This is a genomic window from Pseudomonas saxonica, from assembly GCF_007858365.1.
In the GTDB taxonomy this organism is placed as follows: domain Bacteria; phylum Pseudomonadota; class Gammaproteobacteria; order Pseudomonadales; family Pseudomonadaceae; genus Aquipseudomonas; species Aquipseudomonas saxonica.
The window spans coordinates 66,613-90,760 of the sequence record NZ_VFIO01000004.1 but is presented as its reverse complement, the minus strand read 5'-3'; the positions used below and the strand labels follow the sequence as shown (position 1 = coordinate 90,760).

Sequence of the window (24,148 nt, the reverse complement as noted above, 5' to 3'; positions counted from 1 at the left end):
ACCCCAAAGGAACCGCACCATGTTCAAGCCACTGGCTCTTGCCGCTGCTGTCCTCACTGCCTTTAGCTTTAATGCGTTTGCTGCGAAAACCGGATTGACCGTATACACGGCCCTTGAAGCCGAGCAGTTGAAAACCTACAAGCAGGCTTTCGAGAAAGCCAACCCGGACATTGAAATCAAATGGGTGCGCGATTCCACCGGCATCATCACGGCCAAATTGCTGGCTGAAAAAGACCGCCCGCAAGCTGACGCGGTCTGGGGGCTGGCGGCGTCCAGCCTGGCTATTCTTGATCAGCAGGGCATGTTGCAAAGTTACGCGCCCAAAGATCTGGGCAAAATCGGCCCTAACTACCGCGATACGGCCAACCCGCCAGCCTGGGTAGGGATGGACGTGTGGGCCGCGACCATTTGCTTTAATACCATCGAGGCTGAAAAGCAGGGGCTGACCAAGCCGGTGAGTTGGCAGGACCTGACCAAACCCGAGTACAAGGGCAAGATCGTAATGCCCAACCCCGCCTCATCCGGCACGGGTTTTCTGGATGTGAGCGCTTGGTTGCAGACCTTCGGCGAGAAGCAGGGCTGGCAGTTTATGGACGAGTTGCACCAGAACATCGGCCAGTACGTTCATTCAGGTTCCAAGCCGTGCAAATTGGCGGCTGCGGGCGAATTCCCGATCGGGATTTCGTTTGAATACCCGGCCGTGCAGCTGAAGCGTCAGGGCGCGCCGCTGGACATCGTGTTACCGAAGGAAGGTTTGGGCTGGGAGATTGAAGCCACGGCGGTGATCAAAGGTACACCGCACGAAGAAGCGGCGAAAAAGCTGGCTGATTTCTCTGCCAGCGCAGCCGCGATGGACCTTTATAAAGAGAACTTTGCCGTGCTGGCGCAGCCGGGGATTGCCAAGCCGCAAACTGAATTGCCTGCGGATTATGAGCAGCGGCTGATCAAAAATGATTTCGCCTGGGCTTCGAAGAACCGCGACAGCATTCTGGCTGAGTGGCGCAAGCGCTATGACGGCAAGTCTGAGAAAGCGGCGCAATAATCACCCTCACCCCAACCCTCTCCCAGAGGGAGAGGGGGCTGGACCGAGGGAGTGACTCAATCGTGTGTACGACCCATATCTGCGCCCTCTCCCTCTGGGAGAGGGCTGGGGTGAGGGTCGTGGTTATTCAAGGACTTCAACATGCCCCACTCGCAATCAATCCTTATCGTTGGCGCAGGCATTCTGGGGTTGTCCCACGCATTCGCTGCCGCCAAACGGGGACTCAAGGTTCAGGTTTTCGAGCGCACCGGTACGCCACTGGGTGCCTCAGTGCGTAACTTTGGCCAGGCATTGGTCACCGGCCAGCCGCCGGGCGAAATGCTCGATCTGGCCCGTGCCAGCCGCAGCATCTGGGCCGAGTGGTCGCACCACGCGGGCTTTGATCTCAAGCGTAACGGCTCGTACCTGTTCGCCCGCACTGAAGCTGAAGAACACGTGCTGGAGGCATTTTGCCAAGGCCGGGCGCGCGAGTATGACTACCGTGTCGAGCTGCTGCGCGGTGCCGAGCTCAATACCCTTTACGACGGCCGGTTCAATCATCACCGGGCCGCATTGCACGGCCTTGACGACCAACTGGTGTATTCACGCGAAGCCATCCCGGCGCTGGTCCACTACCTGCAACGCGAGCTGGGGGTGGAATTCCACTTCTCGACCCTGGTCCGCGACGTTGAGCCTGGGCAGGTTCACACGACGGCAGGCCGCTTCCATGGTGCACAGGTAATTGTCTGTGCAGGTCACGACTACCTGACGCTCTTGGCCGAACCGCTGGCCAGGCTCAACCCGCAGACCTGTCGCCTGCAAATGCTGCGGGTGCGCCCCAAGGTCGAACTGAACTTGCAGCATGCGTTGCTGACCGGGCTTAGTTGCGTGCATTACGGTGCGTTTGCCGACTTGCCGCAAGCAGCGGCCGTGCAGTCGGAAATCCTGCGTGACTGCCCTCATCTGGATCAGCACGGCATCCATCTGCTGGTCAGTCCCACCCCTTATGGTGATCTCATCATCGGCGATTCCCATGATTACAGTCGCGATTCCTCACCGTTCAACGGCGAACAGGTCGATAACTGGATGCTGCAACTGTGTGAAGAGACCCTTGGTTGCGAAGTTCAGGTGATTGAGCGTTGGCAGGGCGTATACGGCGCTCGGGGTGCCAAGCCCTTCACGTGTCTGGACGTTGAGCCGGGGTTGAGTGCTGCGCTGATGCAAACGGGGGTTGGCATGAGTGTCGGGCCTGCGATGGCTGAGGCTCATATCGCTCGCCTGCTGGGAGAAACAGCATGACGGCTGCGCAGCACGTGGTTGAAGCCGTTTTTGGGTTGTATCAGCAACACGGCGCTGAAGATTACATCGGTGAGCCGGTGTCACAGATTGAGCACATGTCACAGGCCGCGCAGCTGGCGCTCGATGAAGGCTGTGATGATGAAGTGGTGTTGGCGGCTTTTTTTCACGATATTGGGCACTTCTGTGGCGAAGAGGCACAGAACATGGGCGGATACGGGGTGGTCAGTCACGAGCGCTTGGGCGCGGATTATTTGCGTCGGGCAGGGTTCAGTGAACGGGTTGCCAGACTGGTGGAATATCACGTGCAGGCCAAGCGCTATCTAACCCTGCGGCAACCCGGCTATTACGCGCTGTTGAGTGAAGCGAGTATTCGCACCTTGGCGTATCAGGGGGGAATCATGACTGAAGCCGAGGCGGATGCGTTCGAGCGCGACCCGTTGTGTGCCATCAGTTTGCGAATGCGGGCGTGGGACGAGCAGGCCAAGCAAGTGCACGTGCCGTTGATTGATCTGCACATGCTCAAGGACAAAGCCCTGCGCCTGCTTACTCGGTAGCCGCTGCCGAAGGCTGCCCCGAGCGCAAAGCGGTCGTAAAATCATGGAGTCCCCGGTTAGACGACTGCGTTGCAGCCGGACGTCGCCTTCGGCAACGGCTACGCAAAAGTGGCGATGCTATATCTGTTGTGCCAATGCCTCAATCTGCTCCTGTCGCTCGGCCTGACTTAGCTTGGGATGCGGGTTTAGCGACGACCATTGCGGGTGTGCCCTGGCTTTTTTTAACGCCTCGGGCAGTTTGCCTTCGCGCCAGGTTTTGTCCTCAGGCGTAGCCACTTTGATGCTGTCTACCGCCGCATGCCCGCGCGCATTCAGCGCATGCAGCAATTGACGTTGGCGCAGGGCCAGCAAGCGCAGCACGCTGTCATCCACGGTCAATTCCCGTTGGCCCTTGAGTTTTCCAAGCAGGCGGCTGCCATAACTGCGCGCGGTTTGCAGCGCGCCCCCGGCAATTGCGCCCGCCAGTGCGGCGGCGCCCAGTGTCAGACCACCGACCATCAAGTCCACACCCGCGCCAGCAGCGGCACCCGCGGCAACGCCGCTGCCTACACGCACGCCCAACTGCTTGAGGGTTTCGGGGTTGAACAAATCGTTGCCCCAGCGTCCGTCCAGCAATGGCAGGTCGCTAGCCGAGGCGTCATTGGAGCGAAAGCCATAGAGTTTGAGCAAGGCTTCAACACAGCGTTGTTCGCGCTGGCGCACGGCTTCGCGCAGTTGATTGATCGCCTGTTGTTCAATGGCCTTCTCGCTGGCCACGCTGCGGCGACAGGCCGCGCAGTCGATCAACAATTCGGCAATCAGGCGCAAGGCGCTGCGCTTGCGGGCTTCGCGCTGTGCTTCCTGGTCGGTCAGCAAGCGCTGCAAGGCGTCCCGAGAATGCTCCAGCAACAGGGCGAGGCTTTCATATAAACGGCGCTCGCCATCTTCAGGCGGGGCCACGCTGTCAAACCGCACCAGTGCATGCAGGCCCAGCCGGGCCAAGGCGTCACGCCACTCCGGCTCGCGGTGCTGCGGGCTGCTGACGAAGTTGAGCACGGGCAGTAGCGGCTTGCCGCAGCTGGACAACACGCTCAATTCGTCGCGGTATTTAGCCAGCACTGGCTCGCGGGCATCGATCACGTACAGGCCGGCATCAGAGGCCAACAGTTGGCGCAGCACTTTGGCTTCTTGTTCAAAGCGCTGACGCGCCTCGCTGCCGTCGAGAAAGCGGGCCACCCGTGCCGGGCCATCAAGCCGCTCACCGGGGCGGTCGAGGCGTTCCAGATAGTCGAGCAGCGCAATGGCGTCTTCCAGCCCCGGTGTGTCGTAGAGCTCCAGCAGCGGTTCACCGTCCACTGATAGTCGTGCACCCTCAACATGACGTGTGGTGCTGGGGCGATGGGACACTTCACCAAAGCCAACATCACGGGTCAGGGTGCGCAGCAACGAAGTTTTACCAACGTTGGTATGGCCCACCACGGCCAGCGTAAGTGGTTTAGTCATGACCCTTCTCCAACCAGTTCAACGGCGCGCTGGCGGCGTACGGCAGCCCTAGCTGTTCCAGTGCGGTGTGCCAGTCGCTCAGGCGATCAGCGTCCAGCGCCTGGCCGGGCGGGGCTTGCAACAGCCAGACGCGGGTTTCGCTGGCGCTGCGGGCCAGCTCACCCATCAACGCCAGACTGCCGCGATCGGGTGAGCGGCGCGGGTCGCAGGCGATGGCCAGTCGGCTTGGGGGAAAGCGGGTCATCTGCTCCAGCAGCTTTTGTCGCGATTCGCGGCTGTCGAGGATGCCTGCGTCCTTGACCGTTGCGGGGAGTTGGGGTGGCCACGGGTGCTGATCGTCCAATTCAATGGCCACGATCAAGGCGCCATCGGTTTGCAGGTCACTGCTGCCGGCGCTCACGTTATGCAGGTGGTCGGGTGCGGTATCGTTGACGCCCAGCCGTTCACTGCTGGGCATCAGGCGCTCGCGTAACGGGCTGTAACCGGGCAGGTTGAGGTCCAGTTGCAGCGCCTGGCGCCCGCTTTTCCAGCGCCACAGACAGAAGGCTGCCAGCAACAGACGCGGCATCACGCCGTATATCAGCACCACACCCACCAACCAGACCGCCCATGCCTGACGCACCACTTCATTGTTGTAGAGGGCGGTGTCATTGCTGACGCGGATCATCTCCACGGTCGGCACGCTGAACCCCAGCCAGTTCGGCAGCGCCCCCAGTGCGCGGGTGGCAGCGACGAAGACGTCCGCCCCCAGAATGGTGGTTTCCCAGATAAAGCCGTAGCGCCGGGTCGCCATCAACAAGAGCATCATCACCAGCGCGCTGAGCATCGCCAACAGCCACAGGCCATTGACCAGTGCGCCGAGTGCCCAGCGATTGAGCTTGCGCCGTTGCAGCAACAGTACTAATGCGGGGCCCAATTGCGCCGCCTTGGCGTCACGCGCAAGCTTTTCGCTCAGCCATAACCACAGTCGGCCCAGGCTGGCACCGTGCTCCCCGGCAAACAACACGCCGAGCGCCCAACTGACCAGCAGAATCAGGTTCAAGCCCAGCAAGCTACCCAGCGCCCAGAAGACGTTAACGGGCGCTTTGCCATCGCCCAGCGCAGCAAAAGCCAGCCCGGCACCGCTGACAACGGCCACTATGGCCAACACCAGCAAGGCCAGCCGTGCGCCTTGCAACCAATGCTGCATGGCGTCCAGCAAACCATCGCGTTTGGCCAGCCACAGGGCACGGTTTTGAATACGTGTGGGCAAGTCTGCGCCACTGGCGCGGGCATGGCGATTGGCTTCAAGGTCGTCCAGCGGGCCGGCGTGTTCTTCACGCAGACGCACGGTTTCGGTCAACCAAAGGCGTTGTAATGGGGAGAGTTGAGTCACAGGCCAGTCCATTCAAGTGAGCCATGAGCATAACCGCTGTTAGTCAGGCGGGGTACTGCGGGTGCGGCTGGCTCTGGTATTCTCGCGCCATGAAAAAAACACTCCCTCTTAGCCTGATCGCGGCCCTTGCTGAAAACCGCGTGATTGGCGTCGATAACAGCATGCCGTGGCATTTGCCTGCGGATTTCAAATATTTCAAAGCTACTACGCTGGGCAAGCCGATCATTATGGGTCGCAAAACCTGGGATTCGCTGGGCCGCCCATTGCCGGGTCGCTTGAATCTGGTGGTCAGTCGTCAGACCGATCTGCAGCTTGAAGGTGCCGAGGTGTTTGCCTCTCTGGAAGCTGCCATTGAGCGCGCAGAGGAATGGGCTGTAGAGCAGGGCGTCAGCGAAGTGATGCTGATTGGTGGGGCGCAACTGTACAGCCAGGGTTTGGCGCATGCCGACCGGTTGTATTTGACGCGGGTGGGCCTGAGCCCGGTGGGCGATGCGTGGTTTCCTGAGTTTGATCAGACGCACTGGACGCTGGTGTCAGAAGAATTGCATGCAGCGGCCGATGGTAAGCCCGCGTTCACCTTTGAAGTGTGGGAAAGGGCTTAAGCAAAAGCCCCTCGCCCACGGCGCTGTTTTATTTCTGTGTGCCGTCATCGTGCAGCAAGTTGGCCTGGGTCAGGTTGCTGCCTGCGGGCACGCTACGGGTCAGCCACACATTGCCGCCAATCGTCGATCCTTGCCCGATGGTAATGCGCCCCAAAATGGTTGCACCGGCATAGATCACCACATCATCCTCAACAATCGGATGGCGTGGATGCCCCTTCTGTAGTTGCCCTGATTCATCGGCCGGGAAACGCTTGGCCCCTAAGGTCACTGCCTGATAAATCCTTACCCGCTCGCCAATGATCGCGGTCTCACCAATCACGACACCGGTTCCGTGGTCGATAAAGAAACTGCGGCCAATCTGTGCACCGGGGTGAATGTCGATACCGGTGGCCGAATGGGCGATCTCCGCACTGATGCGCGCCAGCAGCGGCAGCCCGGCACGGTACAGATGATGAGCCAGCCGGTGATGAATCACCGCCAGAATCCCCGGATAGCACAACAACACTTCATCGACGCTGCGCGCTGCCGGGTCGCCGTGGTAAGCCGCCAGTACGTCTGTGTCCAGAATGCTGCGCAGTTCGGGCAGGGCCAATGCAAAGTCCTGAATCAACAGCGTCGCGGTTGCATCCACGCCATCATCGGGCAGACCGCCCTGACGCGCTACGTAACGCAACTCCAGCCGCGCCTGAATCAGCAACGCATTAAGCGCGACGTCGAGCGTGTGGCCAACGTAGAAATCTTCGCTTTCTTCACGCAGGTCAACCGGCCCCAGACGCATCGGAAACAAGGCGCCGCACAGGGCTTCCAGAATGTCTGCCATTGCCGCACGCGAGGGCAACTCACGGCCGCCCAACTCACCGCTGACGCGCCCGTTTTGCGTGCGCCACTGGTTACGTGCCGAGCGCAGTTGGCTGACGATGGTTTGCAATTGCCAAGGATGGGAACGATCACTCACGATGCATACTCCGCACACTGGCGGCTGATTTGAACAGCCGCGAATGGCAATTATTTTACGGTATCAAAGCGTTTCAGGTTGTGACAATTAGTGCTCAGTGCCGACGATGGCGCCACACCCGCCAACTCAGGGTCAGCACCAGGATGACCCCCAGAGCCCCCAAAATGGCTAGACTCAGGCTGTTGTAACTGAACATAGGCTTCTCGATGCGCACATACCCCGGTTCAGCGAACAGCTCACGCATGGCGACGTTGGCCTGATCAAGGCTGATTGCCTGTAGCTGCTTGGCCGGATCGCTAAAGTGGCCGTCTTCGTAGTCGCCCAGCGAGGCCCAGTAATAATCGGCCAGCGCGCTGTTACCTTGCGACGCCCACGCCTGGCGAGAAACGGCCGCGTTTTTGAGGCGGGCAAATATTTCAGGGTTGAGGCCATTCTTCAGCAGGTTCGCCTTGAGTTGCTCAACGACGTCACGGGCGCGGGGGACATCGTCGCGCTCCAGGTCCGCATTCAGGCTCAAAAAGCCGACCCCTCCGAACACTTCGCGCTCAGCCCAAGGCCCATACGACAGTCCCTGTTTGAGCCTTAGCTCGCTGTACAACGCCCACTCCAGATAATCCCTGAGCAGGTTCCACGTGTCGTCACTTTGGCCCTCAATGACGGGTTCGGGCAGTAACCAGTGGAGTTTGGCGGTATTGCCCACCACCCCACGGATCAGCACCCGCTCGGCATCGGCCTTGGCATCAATCGCCGCAAGCGGTTTGTGCTCGCTGGGTTCCACCGGTTCGAGAGCGCCGTAGGTGCGTTCCAGGTAGGCCGGCAGCAGGCGATCCAGATCACCCACAATGATCAGCGTCATATTGTTGGGGGCGTACCAGTCTTGACGCACCGCTTGAAGTTGCTCGCGGGTCAGGTTGTGCACTTCGGCGCGCTCGGCGCATTTGAGACCTAACTCAACTGCCAGCTGATTACTGGCGCTGTGGCCCAAGTCCTGTCGATCGAGCCAGCGTTGCAGGTGCGAATAGTGGCCACCGTCCTCACGCTCAACCACGTGCTTGGCTTCGATGATGCGCTTCTCTGTCAGCGGGGTACGCGTGAGCAGACCCAGCAGCAGGTCGAGCACTTTTCGTTGGTTTTTGGCCGGTGCTTCGATCACAAAGGTGGTGTCGGCATGACTGGTAAAGGCATTCCATTCACCGCCCAGGGCTTGCATGCGTTCTTCAAGGCCGCCTTCGCCGGTGTCGTCAGTGCCGCTGAACAGCAAGTGCTCCAGCAGATGCGGCAACTGTTGCTCTGCGCAGCTGAAGTCGTCCAGCCCTACGCCGACGACCAACCGGATGGCCACGTGCCCGCGCTCGCTGCCCGGCTTGAGTATCAGTTGCAAGCCATTGGGGAGCTGGTAGCCCTCCACGCTGTAACGATCGAGTGCATAGCTTTTGGCGGTGCCCAGCAACAGGCAAATTAACAGCAGGCAACGCATAAAAAATCCCTGAATCCCTACGGGGTGGTCAAACAGACTGTGCAGGTTAGTCGCTGCTTACAGACTGACAACGTCCCGGCGTGCAACGTTCACGGCGAATGTTGAGTGTCCGCCGTTTCATTAAGCTCCAGCGCGCCGATTTCAGAGGTTTCAAGCACCACATAGGCACTGCCGCAAAACAGCGAGTTAAGGCGCTGCATATCGGCGATCAGTTCAAGATGCACAGAACTGGTCTCGATACTTTGTGTGATTTTTCGTTGCAGGCGACTGACGTGAGCGTGGGCCAAACGCCGTTCTTGTGCACGAAAGCGACGTTTCTCGCGCAGCAGTTGGCGAGCGCTGTGCGGGTCTGAGTTGAGAAATACCGTCAGTCCCAAGCGCAGGTTTTCGATCAAGTGTGTTTGCAGGCCCACCAGCTCTTCAAGCCCGGTTTCAGAGAACGCCCGGCGCTGTGACGTTTTCTGCTGCTGGACTTTACGCAGCATCCGTTCGATCAGGTCACTGGCGAGTTTGAGGTTAATCGCCAGTTCGATAATTTCGGCCCAGCGTCGACTGTCCTGCTCGCTCAAGTCCTCGCGGGGCATTTGCGCCAGATAGAGTTTGACGGCGCTGTAGAGCACTTCGACCTCATCGCTGAGGGTACGCATTTGCTGGGTGATCGCTGTTTGTTTACCGCGCAGTACGTCGAGCATATTGACCAGCATGGTGTCGATCACGTCGCCAATGCGCAGGGTTTCACGCACGGCGTTGGTGAGTGCCAGGCTGGGTGTGTCGAGAGCAGCGGGATCAAGATGGCGGGGCTTGATGACGCCATTGGTTTGTTCGCGCTCGGGCAGCATCCAGGCGCACAGCCGGGCCATAACGCCAACGGTGGGCAACAACAAAAAGCACCGCGCCGTGTTGTAGAGCAGGTGAAAGCCGATCACCAGCTCTTGGGCGCTGTAATTGAGGCTATCCATCCATTCAACCAGCGGATCTAGCACCGGCATGATCAGCAGTAAACCGATCAACTTGTACAACAAGCTGCCCAGCGCTACTTGTCGGCCCGCCGCGTTTTGCATGTTCGTACTGAGCAGGGCCAGCACGCCGCTGCCGATGTTGGCGCCAATCACCAGGCCGATGGCCACGTGCAAGCTGATCACCCCCGCGCCCGCCAGGGTTGCGGTCAGAAGCACGGCCGCCAGGCTTGAGTAGGAGACCATCGCGAAAAGCGCTCCCACCAAGGCATCGAGCAGCAAGTCGCCGGTGAGTGAGGCGAAAATCACCTTCACGCCTTGGGCGTGGGTGATGGGGCCTGCGGCTTCAACAATCAGTTGTAGCGCAAGAATGATCAGCCCAAGGCCGATACCGACGCGGCCCAATTGCCCGGCGCGGGTCTGCTTGCGTGAGAGAAAGAAAATCACCCCGAGAAAAATCAGCAGCGGCGACAGCCATGAAAGGTCGAAAGTCAGCACTCGCGCCATTAACGCGGTACCGACATCAGCGCCCAGCATGGTTGCCAGCGCGGGGGTGAGCGCCATCAGCCCTTGGCCGACGAAGGACGTCACCAGCATGGCCGTGGCGTTACTGCTTTGCACCATGGCCGTCACGACAATGCCTGCGACAAAGGCAAACATGCGTTTGGAAACATTGCGCCCGATGACATGACGCAAGTTGGTGCCGTAAACCCGCAAAATGCCGGTTCGTACGATATGCGTGCCCCAGATCAGCAGGGCCACAGCGGAAAGTAAATTGAGCAGGGTCAGCATGCTGGCTCCCTGTGATGGATGTGTCGAAGGATCAGATAGCTGCGGGGAATTCCTACAGATGTTTCTTAAGATGTAGTAGGCAAACGAGCTTAGCGCCAGCTTCGCATAGCTGGCGTGTTCTTGAAACATTTCTGAAATATATTGCCAGTGCGACATTCCGTAGCAGCTGCCGCAGGCTGCGTCCGGCGACAGCGTCATCGTAAAAAAACAGAAGCCTCAGCGTGTCGGTAGAACCGAGCGCTCTGAATTTACGGCCGCTTCGCAACCGAACGCAGCCTGCGGCAGCTGCTACGGGTGCGTGTGGGTTTAAAGCGTACTGAACAATGGAAAGGTGCCCAGCAGCAATGCCGCGACCATGATGCACAGGCACACCAGAATCGCCCATTTGAGGGTAAATCGCTGGTGATCGCCAAATTCGATACCGGCCAGCGCCACCAGCAAGTAGGTCGAAGGCACCAACGGGCTCAGCAAATGCACGGGCTGCCCGACAATGGACGCACGGGCCATTTCGGCGGCGGTAATTCCGTAATGACTGGCGGCTTCTGCCAGCACCGGCAATACCCCGTAGTAGAACGCATCGTTGGACATGAAGAAGGTGAACGGCATGCTCACCAACGCGGTAATGACTGCCAGGTAAGGCCCGAGCGCGGGCGGGATAACCGCCAGCAAGCTTTTGGACATAGCGTCTACCATGCCCGTGCCGGACAGGATTCCGGTAAAAATACCCGCCGCAAAAATCAACCCGACCACGGCCAGCACACTGCCCGCATGGGCCGCGACCCGATCCTTTTGCTGTTGCAGGCACGGATAGTTGACGATCATGGCAATGCTGAACGCAACCATAAACAACACAGGTAAGGGCAGCAGACCCGCAATCAAGGCCACCATCAAGGCAAGGGTCAGCGCACCGTTAAACCAGATCAGCTTCGGACGGCGTGCATCCGGGAACTGCGAGACGCTGATTTCGCTGTGATCGACGTCATCGCCTTGCAGGTGCAATTCGCCCAGGCGGGCACGTTCACGCAGGCCATAACACCAGGCGATGGCCAGAATGGCCGCACAGCCCGCGAGCATGGCCGGGATCATGGGTACAAAGATGTCGGATGGATCAACGTGCAGCGCACTGGCAGCGCGCGCAGTAGGCCCGCCCCACGGGGTCATGTTCATCACGCCCCCGGCCAGAATGATTAACCCGGCCATGATCCGCGGGCTCATCCCGATACGGCGGTAGAGCGGCAGCATGGCCGCCACGCAAATCATGTAGGTGGTTGCCCCATCGCCATCCAGAGACACCACCAGCGCCAGCACGGCGGTGCCCACGGCAATTTTCAGCGGGTCGCCCTTGACCAGTTTGAGTATTTTGCGCACGGCCGGATCGAACAGGCCGGAGTCGATCATCAAGGCGAAGTAGAGGATGGCGAACATCAACATCACCCCGGTAGGGGCGAGTTTGGTGATGCCTTCAAGCATCATCGGGCCGATTTTCGGGGCAAAACCGCCGAACACGGCGAACAGGATAGGCACCAGAATCAAGGCGATCAGCGCCGAGAGGCGCTTGGTCATGATCAGGTACATGAACGTAATGACCATGGCAAAGCCAAGGAAGGTCAGCATAAAGTCACCCTTATTATTGTTGTGGGTTTGGCGCTGACTGCGTGAGGCAATGCAGTTCAGGCCGGCCGGTCTTATGCCGGTGATGACGGGATGTTAGAGGGGAATGCTTTCAGCCAGCTTTCGCAGATGAAATATCTGATGCCGTTCAGGCCGTTTTCGATGCTCAAAGGGGCGTATAGCTGCGGCCAGGGGCAGCGGGTGCTTTTAGGCGTGTTCTATGAAGCCATGCCCTTTATAATGCTCGACAGTTTTCCGTCCCGTACAGGTATCCCACATGAAACGTCCAAGTGGTCGCGTTGCCGATCAGCTGCGCTCGATCCGCATCACCCGCAACTACACCAAACACGCAGAGGGTTCTGTACTGGTCGAGTTCGGTGACACCAAAGTCATCTGCACCGTCAGCGTCGAGAACGGCGTGCCGCGCTTTCTGAAAGGCCAAGGCCAAGGCTGGTTAACCGCCGAGTACGGCATGCTGCCACGCGCCACCGGTGACCGGAATCAGCGTGAAGCCAGCCGCGGCAAACAAGGCGGGCGCACACTCGAAATCCAGCGCCTGATCGGCCGCTCCCTGCGCGCCGCACTCGATATGTCCAAGCTGGGCGACATTACCCTGTACGTCGACTGCGACGTAATCCAGGCGGATGGTGGCACGCGCACGGCCTCGATCACGGGTGCCATGGTGGCGCTGGTTGACGCCCTCAAAGTCATTAAGAAACGTGGCGGCCTCAAAGGTGGCGACCCGATCAAGCAAATGATTGCAGCGGTATCGGTGGGTATGTATCAAGGCGTGCCTGTGCTTGACCTCGACTACCCTGAAGACTCGGCAGCCGAGACCGACCTGAACGTGGTCATGACCAGCAGCGGTGGTTTCATTGAAGTTCAAGGCACTGCCGAAGGCGCGCCGTTCCAGCCTGAAGAGCTGAACGCCATGCTGGCATTGGCACAAAAAGGCATGAACGAGATTTTCGCTCTGCAGCAAGCTGCATTGGCGGACTGATTGCCCAAGCCTTCAACCCCTATCTGGAGAACGCCATGAACGAGCTGGACCTTTCAAAACCCGAACCGAGCCGCGACGCTCGTAAATGGGCCATGTTTTGTCACTTCTCGGCGTTCCTGGGGATGTGGTTCCCGTTTGGCAGCCTGATCGGGCCGCTGATCGTGTGGCAACTCAAGCGCGACAGCGACCCCTTCATCGACGACCAAGGCAAGGAAGCCCTGAACTTCCAGATCACTGTGGCGATAGCTTCGGCTATTTGCTACGTACTGATGTTCGTGCTGATCGGCTTTGCCTTGCTGGGGCTGGTGCTGATTGGCGCCGTCGTACTGGTGGTGATTGCCGGGGTCAAGGCTAATGACGGGATCGCTTATCGCTATCCCTTCACGTGGCGACCGATCAAGTAAAGGTTACTGCGCGGTTCCAGACAAAAAGGCCCACGCAGGGGCGCACTGCTGTTTACTTAAGACACTGACCGAGTGTCTTGCTGTTCAGAGCTGCGGTGAAGACCAAGAAAAACGGCGCTTATTCATTTTTGGGTAGGCGCCGTTTTTGCTTTAGTGAACAGCGTTGCACGCTGAGGTGAGCTTATAAGTCAGTAAGAGCAAAACTGGGATTGGAGCGGGTTTAATGATGCCAGCCAACGATTTTCCCGATAACCCATAGTATAAAAGCGGCGCTTAAAAGCAGAATGACACTCCAGTGCATAATTAAGAGCTTTCGTCTCAGCATGAAGGGCAGCTTGGATAAATCGTCTGCGTTTAACTCACCCCTTTTTAAGTAAAAATTCGGGAATGTGATAATTCCTGAAATTCCTCCAACCAGCAATAACTTCCCCCACGGTCCTCCATGTCGCAATGGAGCTCTTACCATTATCGCAGGGCAGTTTTTTAAATGAGTCAATATCAGATCTATCTTGGTATAGGCCAAATGAAGAGCGATACTGATCCAAACTAAAACACCCAGTAGAACCAATCCTCCGGTATAGCCAAAAATGTATTCAGCGGTACTCATTTGCTGTGCTCATAAATAACCTCGCCGAGCTCTTCTCCGGCCGCACCCAAAATTAAACCTCCGACAAGAGATCCAGTCCCGACAACTAACACGCCACAGATTAATGTGCCAATACCAACAGTTGGTGGGCCAACAGCTAAACACGCCATTCCGACAGTTGTTCCTGTTAGAGCTGCGCCCGCAGCTGCACCTCCAGCGATGCCGCCAACGAACCCTCCCGCCTCGGTAAATTTAACTTTCCTGCAAGCCTCTGCATCACCCGCTGCACACACATCCTGAACCTTCATGACTGACGCGCCGCCACCAATAGCGGTGCCAATCCAGCCACCGTACTTCACATACTTGGCAGCCCTGGACACGCCTTCAATATGAGTTGCATACCCGGGAATTTGATCCGCTCCGCCTGCCAACGTCCAGCGATGAACCAGGCTGCGGCTGGAAATGCCCAGCGCACTTTTGAGATTAGGGTGGTCAGGGAACCCGATACTTTTGCGGGTCAGAGCGGTGAGATGCGTATTAAGCTGTGACAGCAAACGCTTACGTTCGGCAAAGAACTCAGCGGTTCTTAGGCCACCACTGGCTTCAAATGTCCTGACATGCAGCGCTTCAATATCCTTCATGAGCTGTTTCACATCGTCCAGGTTTTTGGCAAACATCGCCTCGCCCATGCCGATGGACGTCGACGCGTGAGCAAAAAAGGATTCGAACTCTTCACGGTGCCTCACCATAAAGTCCGCTTCTTCTGGGCTGAGTTCTTTGATTGCATCGTTGGTTTTGGCCGCCGCCTGCATCAAGATGGCTTCTTCTCGGGTGCAGTGCAGGTTATTCGGATCGCTTAATACGATCATGGTCCCCGCGTTGATGTTGCCGAGGTTCGGATTTAAGGCCTCAAACTTACTCATTACTGCAGGATCTTGAGCCGCGAACAATGCGGTTTTCAATCGTTCGCCCGTGGTGCTTTTCATGACGATATAGAAGCCAGGTTCTTCGGGTTGTGGCTTCGGCTTTTGTCTAAGAACAGGTTCTGTCTTTGCCGGCGTCGGTTTCTCAGGCTCTGCAGGCGCAGCAAAACTTCCTGGCCAGCCTCGGCCAGTGATGTGGTAATACTTATTGAAGGTGTCTTCACTCAACGGACTAAAAGGATCATCCGTCACCAACAAAAACGTACCTTCTTCGACGCCTTTTACTATTTCTTGATGCGTTAGCGGCCGGCCGCTTGGCCACGTGGTGTCAATGTCAAATAAGCTCAGCGTGCTGAAAGGCGACCTTAAGGCGCTCTCAACCTTACTTTGGGCAAAAAATGGTGACTCAATCCGGTGTAAACCAATACCCAGCCGTTCGCGATCATCTCGACGAATAAGTCTCATGTACATAGCGTATGTCCTTAATAAAGTGCCGGAGACACCGCGACCTCTACAGGCCTAACCGATGAAGTCCGCGGACTGTATCGGGCAGCTTTATTAAGTTGCTATCAGCCATTTCCCTTAATTTGGCAGGCTGTTTCCTGGTATGTAGGCACTGTATCCCTCAACGCCACAGCATGACCGCCGGATCACTCGGCCCCGACAAATTCGGCATACAAAAAAGGCCCGTATCTTCCGATACGGGCCTTTTTTTGACGGCGAAAACACTTAGATAGTCAGTGTCCAGTCGTAGTCAACGATCAGCGGCGCATGTTGCGAGAAGCGTGGCTGACGCGGCAAACGAGCGCTTCTGACAAAGCGGCGCAGGCCCGGCGTCAACAACTGGTAATCGAAACGCCAGCCCAGATTGAGCATCTCGGCCTGTTCGTTATCCGGCCACCAGCTGTACTGGTCGCCTTCGCGGCTGACTTCACGCAGGGCATCGACATAGCCCATGTTGCCGACAATCTCATCCATCCAGGCCCGCTCAGGCGCCAGGAAACCAGGAGATTGCTGGCCGTCACGCCAGTTCTTGACGTCGAGTTTCTGTTGCGCCACATACAGCGAGCCGCAATAGATGTACTCGCGACGTTTGCGGCGCTGTTTATCCAGATAGCGTGCAAAGTCGTCCATTAACTTGAATTTTTGATTCAAGTCTTCATCGCCATTCTGCCCCGAAGGGAGCAGCAAGGTCGCGATGCTGACCTTGTCGAAATCAGCTTGCAGGTAGCGCCCGTAGCGATCCGCCGTTTCGAAGCCAAGCCCCGTGATGACGGCTTTCGGCTGCAACCGCGAATACAAAGCCACGCCACCTTGGGCAGGAACTTCAGCTTCGCAGGCATAAAGAAAGTAGCCATCCAGCTGGTAGGCCGGATCGTCCAACTCAAAGGCGGAGGCGCGGGTGTCCTGCAGGCAAATAACGTCGGCATTCTGAGCTTGCAGCCAACTGAGCAAACCGCGCTCGACTGCCGTCTGAATGCCATTAACGTTCACACTGATGATCCGCATAAATGGCCCCAAAAATCACGTGCGTGTATGATACACGCCGTCATACTAATTAGCTAAATCCGTGGTATCCAGGGCCTTTTTCATGCAAACGTATCAGCGCGACTTCATCCGTTTTGCCATTGATCGCGGCGTTTTGCGCTTCGGTGAGTTCACCTTGAAGTCCGGGCGTACCAGTCCTTACTTCTTCAATGCCGGTTTGTTCAACACCGGTTCAGCGCTGGCTCAACTGGGGCGCTTCTATGCCGCCGCGATCGTAGACAGCGGTATTTCCTTCGACGTGCTATTTGGCCCGGCTTACAAAGGTATTCCTTTGGCGGCGACCACGGCTGTGGCATTGGCGGAACATCACGAACGCGATATGCCGTGGTGTTTCAACCGTAAGGAAGCCAAGGCTCACGGCGAAGGCGGCAGTCTGGTTGGCTCTGCGCTTGAAGGCGACGTGCTGATCATCGACGACGTGATTACGGCGGGCACCGCCATCCGTGAGGTCATGCAGATCATTCAGGCCCAAGGCGCAAACGCAGCAGGCGTACTGATTGCCCTGAACCGTCAGGAGCGTGGCAACGGCGAGCTGTCGGCCATTCAAGAAGTTGAGCGTGACTTCAAAATTCCGGTCGTCAGCATTGTTTCGCTCAACCAGGTACTGGAGTTTCTGGCCCAAGACGCAACACTCAAACAGCACCTCCCAGCGGTAGAAGCCTATCGCGCGCAGTACGGGATCTAACCCGCACAGCAAAACAGCGCACACAAAAAAGCCCCCGCCCGGAATGTCCGGGCGGGGGCTTTTTTACATGGGTTATGCAGGTTTGCTGTTGGTAATCAGCGTACCGACACCGGTGTCGGTAAAGATTTCCAGCAGTACCGCATTGGGTACACGGCCGTCGACGATGTGCGCGGTGGTCACGCCACCTTGTACCGCCTCCAGTGCGCAACGGATTTTAGGCAGCATGCCACCGTAGATGGTGCCATCGGCAATCAGGTCATCGACCTGCGCGGTGGTCAGACCGGTCAGCACTTTGCCTTCTTTGTCCATCAAACCGGCAATGTTGGTCAGCAGCATCAGCTTTTCGGCCTTCAGCGCTTCGGCAACTTTACCCGCCACCAGATCGGCGTTGATGTTGTAAGACTCACCATTCTCGCCCACGCCAATCGGTGCGATCACCGGGATGAAATCACCCTTGGTCAGCATGTTTAGCAGATCAGTATTGATACCGACCACTTCACCGACATGACCAAAATCGATGATTTCCGGGGTGGTCATTTCTGGCGTCTGGCGAGTCACCAGCATTTTTTTGGCGCGAATCAGCGTGGCATCTTTACCCGTCAGGCCGATGGCGCTACCGCCATGGCGGTTGATCAGGTTGACGATCTCTTTGTTGACGTGACCGCCCAGCACCATCTCAACCACGTCCATGGTTTGCGAGTCGGTCACGCGCATACCGTCGATAAAATGGCTCTCGATGGACAAACGCTTGAGCAGATCACCGATTTGCGGGCCGCCACCGTGAACGACCACCGGGTTGATACCCACAGCCTTCATCAGCACGATGTCGCGGGCAAAGCCGGTTTTCAGCTCATCGTTCTCCATCGCGTTGCCGCCGTACTTGATCACCAGCGTCTTGCCGACGTAACGGCGAATGTAGGGCAGCGCTTCGGACAAAACCTTGGCGACGTTGGAGGCGGCATCACGTTCGAGGGTCATTCAGGGCTCCGGTATTACAAAGTCGATCAAAACGGTAGGGAGAGGTCAGGTGCCACACGCTTTAATTGAGCGTGAAAAACATCCTTGATACGTTGCAGTTCGGTCTCGGACTCAGCCTCAAATCGCAGCACCAGCACCGGGGTGGTGTTGGATGCGCGAACCAGGCCCCAGCCGTGCGGGTAGTCGACGCGGACACCATCAATAGAGGTCAGCTTGGCGTCGTCACCCCATTGAGCGTCGTGCAAGGCGTCAATGATGCTGAATTTGCTCTCATCCGTCACATCGATATTGATTTCTGGCGTAGAAATATCGTTCGGGAAGGTCTCAAACAGTTCTTCGGCACTCATTTGCTGCTTGCTGAGCACTTCCAGCAGGCGGGCCGCGCTGTAAATACCGTCATCAAAGCCGAACCAGCGCTCTTTGAAGAAAATATGCCCGCTCATCTCGCCGGCCAGCAAAGCTCCGGTTTCTTTCATTTTCTTTTTGATCAACGAATGGCCGGTCTTCCACATCAGGGGACGGCCGCCATATTCTTTGATCAGAGGGGTCAGAAGACGCGTGCACTTCACATCGAAGATGATTTCGGCAGCTGGATTACGTGTTAGCACATCCTGAGCGAACAGCATCAACAAACGATCAGGGAACACCATCGTGCCCGTATTGGTCACCACGCCTACACGGTCGCCGTCGCCATCGAAGGCCAGCCCGAGATCAGCGTTGGTTTCTTTGACCTTGGCGATCAAATCCACCAGGTTTTCAGGTTTGCCCGGGTCCGGATGATGGTTGGGGAAGTTGCCATCTACCTCGCAGAACAGCGGTATCACTTCACAATTCAACGCTTCGATCAGTTGGGGCGCGATGACCCCGGCCGCGCCGTTACCGCAGTCGACCACCACCTTCAGGCGTTTGGCCAGCTTGATGTCTTTGGTAATTTCATCGAAATAGCGCGGCAGAATATCGACTTGGGTGATGCTGCCTTCGCCTGAGGTCAAATCATTGGTTTTAAGGCGTGTATGCAGCGCCTGAATCTGCTCGTTGGCCAGCGTGTCGCCCGCGATGACGATTTTGAAACCGTTGTAGTTCGACGGGTTATGGCTGCCTGTGAGCATCACCCCCGACTTGCCTGCCAGCACGTTCGCGGCGTAATACAGCGCGGGTGTTGGCACCAGGCCCACATCGCTGACGTGGCAGCCGCTGTCCGCTACACCTTGAATCAAACGCTCAACCAGTTCCGGGCCAGATAAGCGGCCGTCGCGCCCTACCGACACATTGGGTTCGCCCTGAGCCAAGCTCTGGGAGCCGATGGCCCGTCCTACCCAGTAGGCAGTTTCAGCAGTCAACGTGGTTGGCACGACGCCTCGAATGTCGTAGGCGCGAAAGATACTGTCAGGGAACTTCGGTGCAACCGTAGCTGGACTGCTCATTACAGGGGGACTCCATTGTCTTTCAGAGAATTCAATCGACGCGTTGAAACGATCAGGCGCGCTAAAACGACTGGGCGTTACGGCCTGCAATCACGGGGGTGAAGGTAGGCTGTTGAACGCAAACTGAAGGTTTGGACGGTGTTTTGGCGCGAGAGTTCGAGAGGCCATTTGGCATCACTGGGCTTATGGCACAAGGCTGCCATTGAATTCGAGGCTGAAAAAGGTATCCCCATCCGGGCGAGAATCATCCTGAATTAACCCGTCAGACACATCCGCTCAGGCAGGGCGCCCGAGCGGATACTTCACAATCAAAGCTTGCCGGAGTGCCCGAAACCGCCGGCGCCACGTTGGCTTTCGTCAAACGCTTCAACCATCTCAAAGTGTGCCTGTACGACCGGCACCAGCACCAACTGAGCGATGCGCTCACCGATGGTGATGTTGAAGGCGGTCTGACCACGGTTCCAGCACGACACCATGAGTTCGCCCTGGTAATCGGAGTCGATCAGACCGACCAGGTTACCCAGCACGATACCGTGCTTATGGCCCAGGCCCGAGCGCGGCAAGATCAGCGCCGCGAGGCCCGGATCACCAATGTAAATCGACAGGCCAGTGGGAATCAGCAGGGTTTGCCCTGGCTCCAGCACCGTGTCCTGTTTGAGCATGGCGCGCAGGTCAAGGCCCGCGGAGCCGGGTGTGGCGTACTGCGGCAACGGAAATTCGTTGCCAATGCGTGGGTCGAGAATTTTTGCTTGTAAAGCGTGCATACGAGTTAAACCTGGTTCAGACGTTCGGCGATAAAAGTGATCAGCTGGCGGGCAATCTTGCCCTTGCTGGTCTGGGCAAACACAGTGGCGTGCAATTGACGATCAATCACGCTGCACGCGTTCTCTTCGCTGTTGAAGCCAATGCTGGGGTTAGCCACGTCATTGGCGACAATCAGGTCAAGGTTCTTGTCCTTCAGCTTGCGCGCAGCGTAATCGAGCAAGTGCTCGGTTTCTGCGGCGAAGCCGACACTGAATGGACGGTCAGGGCGTGTAGCAATGGTGGCCAGGATGTCGGGGTTGCGCACCATTTGCAGCAACAGGCCGTCACCTTTGGTAGGGTCTTTCTTGAGTTTTTGCGGGGCGACGACTTCTGGGCGGTAATCCGCGACGGCAGCCGAGGCAATAAACACGTCACACGGGATCGCTGCTTCACATGCCGCGAGCATGTCGCGGGCACTGACGACGTCAATGCGGCTCACCCGATCCGGGGTCGGCAAGTGCACCGGGCCTGTAATCAGGGTCACGCGGGCACCGGCCTCAACCGCCGCTTCGGCGAGGGCGAAGCCCATTTTCCCCGAGCTGTGGTTAGTGATGTAACGCACCGGATCGATGTTTTCCTGCGTCGGTCCAGCGGTAATCAGCACGTGTTTGCCGGTCAACAGCTGGCGCTGAAAGCACTCTGCTGCGCAATGCACCAGATCATCGGCTTCCAGCATGCGTCCAAAGCCCACGTCGCCACAGGCCTGGCTCCCGGAGGCCGGCCCAAACACGCGCAAGCCGCGGCTTTGCAGCAATTGAGTGTTGGCTTGAGTGGCAGGATCGCGCCACATGGCCTGATTCATCGCGGGCGCAATGGCAACCGTGGCATCAGTGGCGAGCACCAGCGTGGTCAGCAGATCATTGGCCAACCCTTGGGCAAGGCGTGCGATCAGGTCAGCGGTCGCTGGCGCGATAAGCACCAGATCGGCCCACTTGGCCAGCTCGATATGACCCATGGCGGCTTCTGCCGCCGGGTCGAGCAAGTCCAGATGAACGGGGTGACCGGAAAGGGCCTGCATGGTCAGGGGGGTGATGAATTCGCTGCCGCCGCGCGTCATCACAACGCGGACTTCGGCGCCTTGATCCAGCAGACGACGAACCAGCTCTGCACTCTTGTAAGCCGCGATGCCGCCGCCGACGCCCAAAACAATGCGTTTTCGATACAGCCGCTGCATAGGCCTGCCTTTTAGTTCGATGATGACTGCGCGGAAAATGGCCAAATGCCACGCAAAAATGATGGGCTAAGATAACACAGCGCCTGCCAGGGAACAGCGGGCGACCACTCACACGGAGGTGTTATGAGTATCAGAGATTGGCCCGCGGCCGAACGACCGCGCGAGAAACTTTTAGAGCATGGATCATCCAGTCTTTCTGATGCCGAGCTATTGGCAATCTTCCTGCGCACCGGAGTCTCAGGCAAAAGCGCTGTTGATCTGGCCCGCCATCTACTCAATGAGTTCGGGAGTCTGCGGGCTTTGCTGGAGGCAGACTTGAGCTCATTTTGCCGACCGCTTGGGCTTGGGCCAGCCAAGTTCACCCAATTACAGGCCGTCCTCGAAATGGGCCGTCGTCACTTGGCTGAGCGCTTGCGCCGTGATTGCGCACTGGAAAGCCCGCAAGCGGTTCGAGACTTTCTCACCTCACAAGTGCGCCATGAACAGCATGAGGTGTTCGGGTGTCTGTTTATGGACACCAAACACAGAATGCTAGCCTTTGAGGTGTTGTTCCGGGGCTCTATCGACAGCGCCAGCGTGTATCCGCGCCAAGTGGTCAAGCGAGCCCTTGCGCACAACGCCGCGGCAGTGATTTTCTGCCATAACCACCCGTCAGGTATTAGTTTGCCCAGCGAGGCCGACCGCACGCTGACTCAGCGCCTCACCGAGGCACTGGATTTGATTGAGGTGCGAGTGCTTGATCATTTTATTGTTGGCGAAGGCCAGCCGCTTTCAATGGTTGAGCACGGCTGGATGTAAGGATTACGGTTTGACGCTGACGGTCGAAAAATCCTGTCTGCCAAACGGGTTCACCTGATAACCCTGTACGTTTTTGCGGGTGAGCGCGTAAGCCGTTGGGTGTGCCAGGGGGAGCCAAAGCGCTTGTTGCTGAATCAGCCCTTGAGCTTTTTGATACAGCGCGCTGCGTTTGTCCTGATCGGTGAGGGTTTTGCCCTCGCTGATCAAACTGTCCAGCGTTTTGTCACAATAACGCGCAAAGTTAGTCCCGGACTTCACGGCTGCGCAGGAAAATTGCGGTGTGAGGAAGTTGTCCGGGTCGCCGTTATCCCCGGCCCAGCCCATAAACAGCAAGTCATGCTCGCCGGCCTTGGCACGGCGAATCAATTCGCCCCATTCAATCACCCGAATATCAGCCTGAATCCCAACTTTGGCCAAGTCAGCCTGCAATAACTGCGCACCCAGGCTTGGGTTGGGGTTTAGCACGCTGCCTGTTGGGCGTGTCCAGATGGTTGTTTTGAAACCGTCCTTGAGGCCCGCCTTGGCCAGCAGTTCCTTGGCTTTTTTCGGATCGTAAGCGTACCCCGGCAAGTCCTTGGCATAGCTCCAGGTGGTGGCCGGGTAGATGCCGTTAGCCGCCTGAGCGCTGTTTTCAAACACGGCTTTAAGGTAGGTATCTTTATCGAATGCCAGGTTGATCGCTTGACGCACTTCAGGTTTGTCCAGCGGCGGATGCTGGCTGTTGATGGCCACAAACGCAGTCATAAAAGCGGGGGTCTGAGCGACGCTTAATGCCGGGTCTTTGGAGGCGCTGTCCACGTCCAGCGGTTTTGGCGAAAGGGCTATCTGGCATTCGTTCTGACGCAGTTTTTGCAGTCGTACGTTGGCATCTGGGGTGATGGCGTAAATCAGCCCGTCAACCGAAGGTTTGCCCGCGAAATAATCAGGATTGGCCTTGTAGCGCACCACCGCATCTTTCTGAAAACGAGAGAACACAAATGGGCCTGTGCCAATTGGCTGGCTGTTCATCAGCTCAGGGGTGCCAGCCTTGAGCAGCTTGTCGGCATACTCGGCTGAATAAATCGAGGCGAAACCCATGCTCAGAGCGGGCAGGAATGTGGAGTCTGGATGGCTAAGGGTAAAGCGCACGGTGAGCGGGTCAGGTGTCTCGATTTTTTTGACCAGTGCTGGCAACTGCAAGGATTGCGCGTGAGGGAAACCGCTTTGGGCAACCTTGTGCCAGGGGTTGGCGGGGTCCAGCATGCGCTCAAAGCTGAAACGCACATCTTCGGCATTCAGTTCCCGGCTTGGGGTGAAATATTTAGTGGTGTGAAATTTGACCCCCGGGCGCAATTTGAAATCGTACACAAGGCCATCAGAGGACACTGACCAGCTTTGCGCCAGCGCCGGCACCAACTTGCCCGTTTGCGCGTCAAAGTCCACCAGCCGGTTCATCAGCACGTCTGCGGAGGCATTGGTGGTGGTAAGCGAGTTGTACTGCACCACGTCGAACCCTTCTGGGCTTGCCTCGGTGCAAACGGTCAATGGGGCCGCGTGAACCCACGGGCTCAAGCACATTGTCAGCAAAAAGGGGGCGGCAGCGAGGCGCATGGTGTGTTTCCTTTGCAAGTCGATGGGGCCCATCTGCGAGTGCAGTCTGGAAAAGTCCTACCGTAGTGTGCAGGTAGACAAATGACTACCGTTTTAACGCGTAATCTGTG

General features: G+C 57.7%; 21 protein-coding genes and 1 pseudogene. 8 read left to right on the top strand and 14 right to left on the bottom strand.

All coding sequences use genetic code 11. The features are described 5' to 3' along the window. The first annotated feature begins 19 nt into the window (after nt 1-19). The 3 genes from FJD38_RS12735 (at nt 20) to FJD38_RS12725 (ending at nt 2,874) form a co-directional block, all read left to right on the top strand. Complete coding sequence (locus FJD38_RS12735; protein WP_146385608.1) at nt 20-1,042, top strand: putative 2-aminoethylphosphonate ABC transporter substrate-binding protein; 1,023 nt, start codon at nt 20-22, stop codon at nt 1,040-1,042. 141 nt (nt 1,043-1,183) lie between these two features. Then, nucleotides 1,184-2,320 (top strand): TIGR03364 family FAD-dependent oxidoreductase, encoded by a 1,137-nt coding sequence (locus FJD38_RS12730; protein WP_146385606.1) that lies wholly within the window; start codon nt 1,184-1,186, stop codon nt 2,318-2,320. Next, nucleotides 2,317-2,874 (top strand): phosphonate degradation HD-domain oxygenase, encoded by a 558-nt coding sequence (locus FJD38_RS12725; RefSeq protein ID WP_146385604.1) that lies wholly within the window; start codon nt 2,317-2,319, stop codon nt 2,872-2,874. The genes FJD38_RS12730 and FJD38_RS12725 overlap by 4 nt, the downstream gene beginning before the upstream one ends. A 117-nt stretch (nt 2,875-2,991) precedes the next feature. Here the strand turns inward: FJD38_RS12725 and FJD38_RS12720 are convergent, their stop codons facing one another. Continuing rightward, the gene (locus FJD38_RS12720; RefSeq protein WP_146385602.1) at nt 2,992-4,356 is read right to left on the bottom strand and encodes a GTPase/DUF3482 domain-containing protein; all 1,365 of its coding nucleotides are present in this window, start codon (nt 4,354-4,356) and stop codon (nt 2,992-2,994) included. Further along, on the bottom strand, nt 4,349-5,731 hold the full coding sequence (locus FJD38_RS12715) for a DUF2868 domain-containing protein (protein ID WP_146385600.1): 1,383 nt from the start codon (nt 5,729-5,731) through the stop codon (nt 4,349-4,351). The genes FJD38_RS12720 and FJD38_RS12715 overlap by 8 nt, the downstream gene beginning before the upstream one ends. Before the next feature lie 89 nt (nt 5,732-5,820). Between FJD38_RS12715 and FJD38_RS12710 the strand changes: the two genes are divergently transcribed. Then, nucleotides 5,821-6,333 (top strand): dihydrofolate reductase, encoded by a 513-nt coding sequence (locus FJD38_RS12710; protein WP_146385598.1) that lies wholly within the window; start codon nt 5,821-5,823, stop codon nt 6,331-6,333. Nucleotides 6,334-6,361: 28 nt separating this feature from the next. On the opposite strand, the gene epsC is transcribed toward FJD38_RS12710, so the two are convergent. The 4 genes from epsC to FJD38_RS12690 all read right to left on the bottom strand — a co-directional run bounded on the left by epsC (nt 6,362) and on the right by FJD38_RS12690 (nt 12,127). Continuing rightward, on the bottom strand, nt 6,362-7,288 hold the full coding sequence (gene epsC, locus FJD38_RS12705) for a serine O-acetyltransferase EpsC (protein WP_122786251.1): 927 nt from the start codon (nt 7,286-7,288) through the stop codon (nt 6,362-6,364). Between the two features lie 94 nt (nt 7,289-7,382). Then, nucleotides 7,383-8,765, bottom strand: coding sequence for a M16 family metallopeptidase (locus FJD38_RS12700; protein ID WP_146385596.1), 1,383 nt, complete (start codon nt 8,763-8,765; stop codon nt 7,383-7,385). Nucleotides 8,766-8,854: 89 nt separating this feature from the next. Then, nucleotides 8,855-10,513 carry a Na/Pi cotransporter family protein gene (locus FJD38_RS12695; protein WP_122786253.1) on the bottom strand — a complete coding sequence of 553 codons (1,659 nt, stop codon included), beginning with the start codon at nt 10,511-10,513 and terminating at the stop codon, nt 8,855-8,857. A gap of 306 nt (nt 10,514-10,819) precedes the next feature. Further along, nucleotides 10,820-12,127, bottom strand: a complete 1,308-nt coding sequence (locus FJD38_RS12690) for a CitMHS family transporter (protein WP_146385594.1) — start codon at nt 12,125-12,127, stop codon at nt 10,820-10,822. A gap of 274 nt (nt 12,128-12,401) precedes the next feature. On the opposite strand from FJD38_RS12690, the gene rph reads away from it, so the two are divergent. Then, complete coding sequence (rph, locus tag FJD38_RS12685; RefSeq protein WP_122786255.1) at nt 12,402-13,124, top strand: ribonuclease PH; 723 nt, start codon at nt 12,402-12,404, stop codon at nt 13,122-13,124. A gap of 35 nt (nt 13,125-13,159) precedes the next feature. Continuing rightward, entirely contained in the window at nt 13,160-13,528 is a 369-nt protein-coding gene (locus FJD38_RS12680) for a DUF4870 domain-containing protein (protein ID WP_146385592.1), read from the top strand. A 220-nt stretch (nt 13,529-13,748) separates the two neighbouring features. On the opposite strand, the gene FJD38_RS12675 is transcribed toward FJD38_RS12680, so the two are convergent. The 3 genes from FJD38_RS12675 to FJD38_RS12665 form a co-directional block, all read right to left on the bottom strand. After that, on the bottom strand, nt 13,749-14,135 hold the full coding sequence (locus tag FJD38_RS12675) for a hypothetical protein (protein WP_146385590.1): 387 nt from the start codon (nt 14,133-14,135) through the stop codon (nt 13,749-13,751). After that, nucleotides 14,132-15,502 carry a hypothetical protein gene (locus tag FJD38_RS12670; protein WP_244302726.1) on the bottom strand — a complete coding sequence of 457 codons (1,371 nt, stop codon included), beginning with the start codon at nt 15,500-15,502 and terminating at the stop codon, nt 14,132-14,134. The genes FJD38_RS12675 and FJD38_RS12670 overlap by 4 nt, the downstream gene beginning before the upstream one ends. Nucleotides 15,503-15,766: 264 nt before the next feature. Then, a complete protein-coding gene (locus FJD38_RS12665; RefSeq protein ID WP_122786258.1) occupies nt 15,767-16,546 on the bottom strand; it encodes an exodeoxyribonuclease III in 780 nt (259 codons plus the stop codon). An 82-nt stretch (nt 16,547-16,628) separates the two neighbouring features. On the opposite strand from FJD38_RS12665, the gene pyrE reads away from it, so the two are divergent. Then, nucleotides 16,629-17,270, top strand: coding sequence for an orotate phosphoribosyltransferase (gene pyrE, locus FJD38_RS12660; RefSeq protein WP_122786259.1), 642 nt, complete (start codon nt 16,629-16,631; stop codon nt 17,268-17,270). Nucleotides 17,271-17,342: 72 nt separating this feature from the next. Here the strand turns inward: pyrE and argB are convergent, their stop codons facing one another. The 4 genes and pseudogenes from argB to coaBC form a co-directional block, all read right to left on the bottom strand. Next, on the bottom strand, nt 17,343-18,248 hold the full coding sequence (gene argB / locus FJD38_RS12655; RefSeq protein WP_122786260.1) for an acetylglutamate kinase: 906 nt from the start codon (nt 18,246-18,248) through the stop codon (nt 17,343-17,345). 26 nt (nt 18,249-18,274) lie between these two features. Further along, nucleotides 18,275-19,651: pseudogene (locus tag FJD38_RS12650) on the bottom strand (phosphomannomutase/phosphoglucomutase); the annotation flags it as partial. A gap of 329 nt (nt 19,652-19,980) precedes the next feature. Then, nucleotides 19,981-20,436 (bottom strand): dUTP diphosphatase, encoded by a 456-nt coding sequence (gene dut, locus FJD38_RS12645; protein ID WP_122786262.1) that lies wholly within the window; start codon nt 20,434-20,436, stop codon nt 19,981-19,983. A 5-nt stretch (nt 20,437-20,441) separates the two neighbouring features. Further along, complete coding sequence (gene coaBC, locus FJD38_RS12640) at nt 20,442-21,650, bottom strand: bifunctional phosphopantothenoylcysteine decarboxylase/phosphopantothenate--cysteine ligase CoaBC (protein ID WP_122786263.1); 1,209 nt, start codon at nt 21,648-21,650, stop codon at nt 20,442-20,444. Nucleotides 21,651-21,773: 123 nt separating this feature from the next. On the opposite strand from coaBC, the gene radC reads away from it, so the two are divergent. Then, nucleotides 21,774-22,448, top strand: coding sequence for a RadC family protein (radC, locus tag FJD38_RS12635; RefSeq protein WP_122786264.1), 675 nt, complete (start codon nt 21,774-21,776; stop codon nt 22,446-22,448). 3 nt (nt 22,449-22,451) lie between these two features. Here the strand turns inward: radC and FJD38_RS12630 are convergent, their stop codons facing one another. Then, the gene (locus FJD38_RS12630) at nt 22,452-24,038 is read right to left on the bottom strand and encodes an ABC transporter substrate-binding protein (RefSeq protein ID WP_146385586.1); all 1,587 of its coding nucleotides are present in this window, start codon (nt 24,036-24,038) and stop codon (nt 22,452-22,454) included. Nucleotides 24,039-24,148 lie beyond the last annotated feature (110 nt).

Coding starts and splice junctions, on each gene's coding strand:
- rph (WP_122786255.1), top strand. CDS start 12,402: ATGAAACGTCCAAGTGGTCGCGTTGCCGATCAGCTGCGCTCGATCCGC.
- FJD38_RS12665 (WP_122786258.1), bottom strand. CDS start 16,546: ATGCGGATCATCAGTGTGAACGTTAATGGCATTCAGACGGCAGTCGAG.
- FJD38_RS12630 (WP_146385586.1), bottom strand. CDS start 24,038: ATGCGCCTCGCTGCCGCCCCCTTTTTGCTGACAATGTGCTTGAGCCCG.
- FJD38_RS12720 (WP_146385602.1), bottom strand. CDS start 4,356: ATGACTAAACCACTTACGCTGGCCGTGGTGGGCCATACCAACGTTGGT.
- FJD38_RS12695 (WP_122786253.1), bottom strand. CDS start 10,513: ATGCTGACCCTGCTCAATTTACTTTCCGCTGTGGCCCTGCTGATCTGG.
- radC (WP_122786264.1), top strand. CDS start 21,774: ATGAGTATCAGAGATTGGCCCGCGGCCGAACGACCGCGCGAGAAACTT.
- FJD38_RS12670 (WP_244302726.1), bottom strand. CDS start 15,502: ATGAGACTTATTCGTCGAGATGATCGCGAACGGCTGGGTATTGGTTTA.
- FJD38_RS12700 (WP_146385596.1), bottom strand. CDS start 8,765: ATGCGTTGCCTGCTGTTAATTTGCCTGTTGCTGGGCACCGCCAAAAGC.
- argB (WP_122786260.1), bottom strand. CDS start 18,248: ATGACCCTCGAACGTGATGCCGCCTCCAACGTCGCCAAGGTTTTGTCC.
- coaBC (WP_122786263.1), bottom strand. CDS start 21,650: ATGCAGCGGCTGTATCGAAAACGCATTGTTTTGGGCGTCGGCGGCGGC.
- FJD38_RS12735 (WP_146385608.1), top strand. CDS start 20: ATGTTCAAGCCACTGGCTCTTGCCGCTGCTGTCCTCACTGCCTTTAGC.
- FJD38_RS12675 (WP_146385590.1), bottom strand. CDS start 14,135: ATGAGTACCGCTGAATACATTTTTGGCTATACCGGAGGATTGGTTCTA.
- pyrE (WP_122786259.1), top strand. CDS start 16,629: ATGCAAACGTATCAGCGCGACTTCATCCGTTTTGCCATTGATCGCGGC.
- FJD38_RS12725 (WP_146385604.1), top strand. CDS start 2,317: ATGACGGCTGCGCAGCACGTGGTTGAAGCCGTTTTTGGGTTGTATCAG.
- FJD38_RS12730 (WP_146385606.1), top strand. CDS start 1,184: ATGCCCCACTCGCAATCAATCCTTATCGTTGGCGCAGGCATTCTGGGG.
- FJD38_RS12680 (WP_146385592.1), top strand. CDS start 13,160: ATGAACGAGCTGGACCTTTCAAAACCCGAACCGAGCCGCGACGCTCGT.
- FJD38_RS12690 (WP_146385594.1), bottom strand. CDS start 12,127: ATGCTGACCTTCCTTGGCTTTGCCATGGTCATTACGTTCATGTACCTG.
- dut (WP_122786262.1), bottom strand. CDS start 20,436: ATGCACGCTTTACAAGCAAAAATTCTCGACCCACGCATTGGCAACGAA.
- FJD38_RS12710 (WP_146385598.1), top strand. CDS start 5,821: ATGAAAAAAACACTCCCTCTTAGCCTGATCGCGGCCCTTGCTGAAAAC.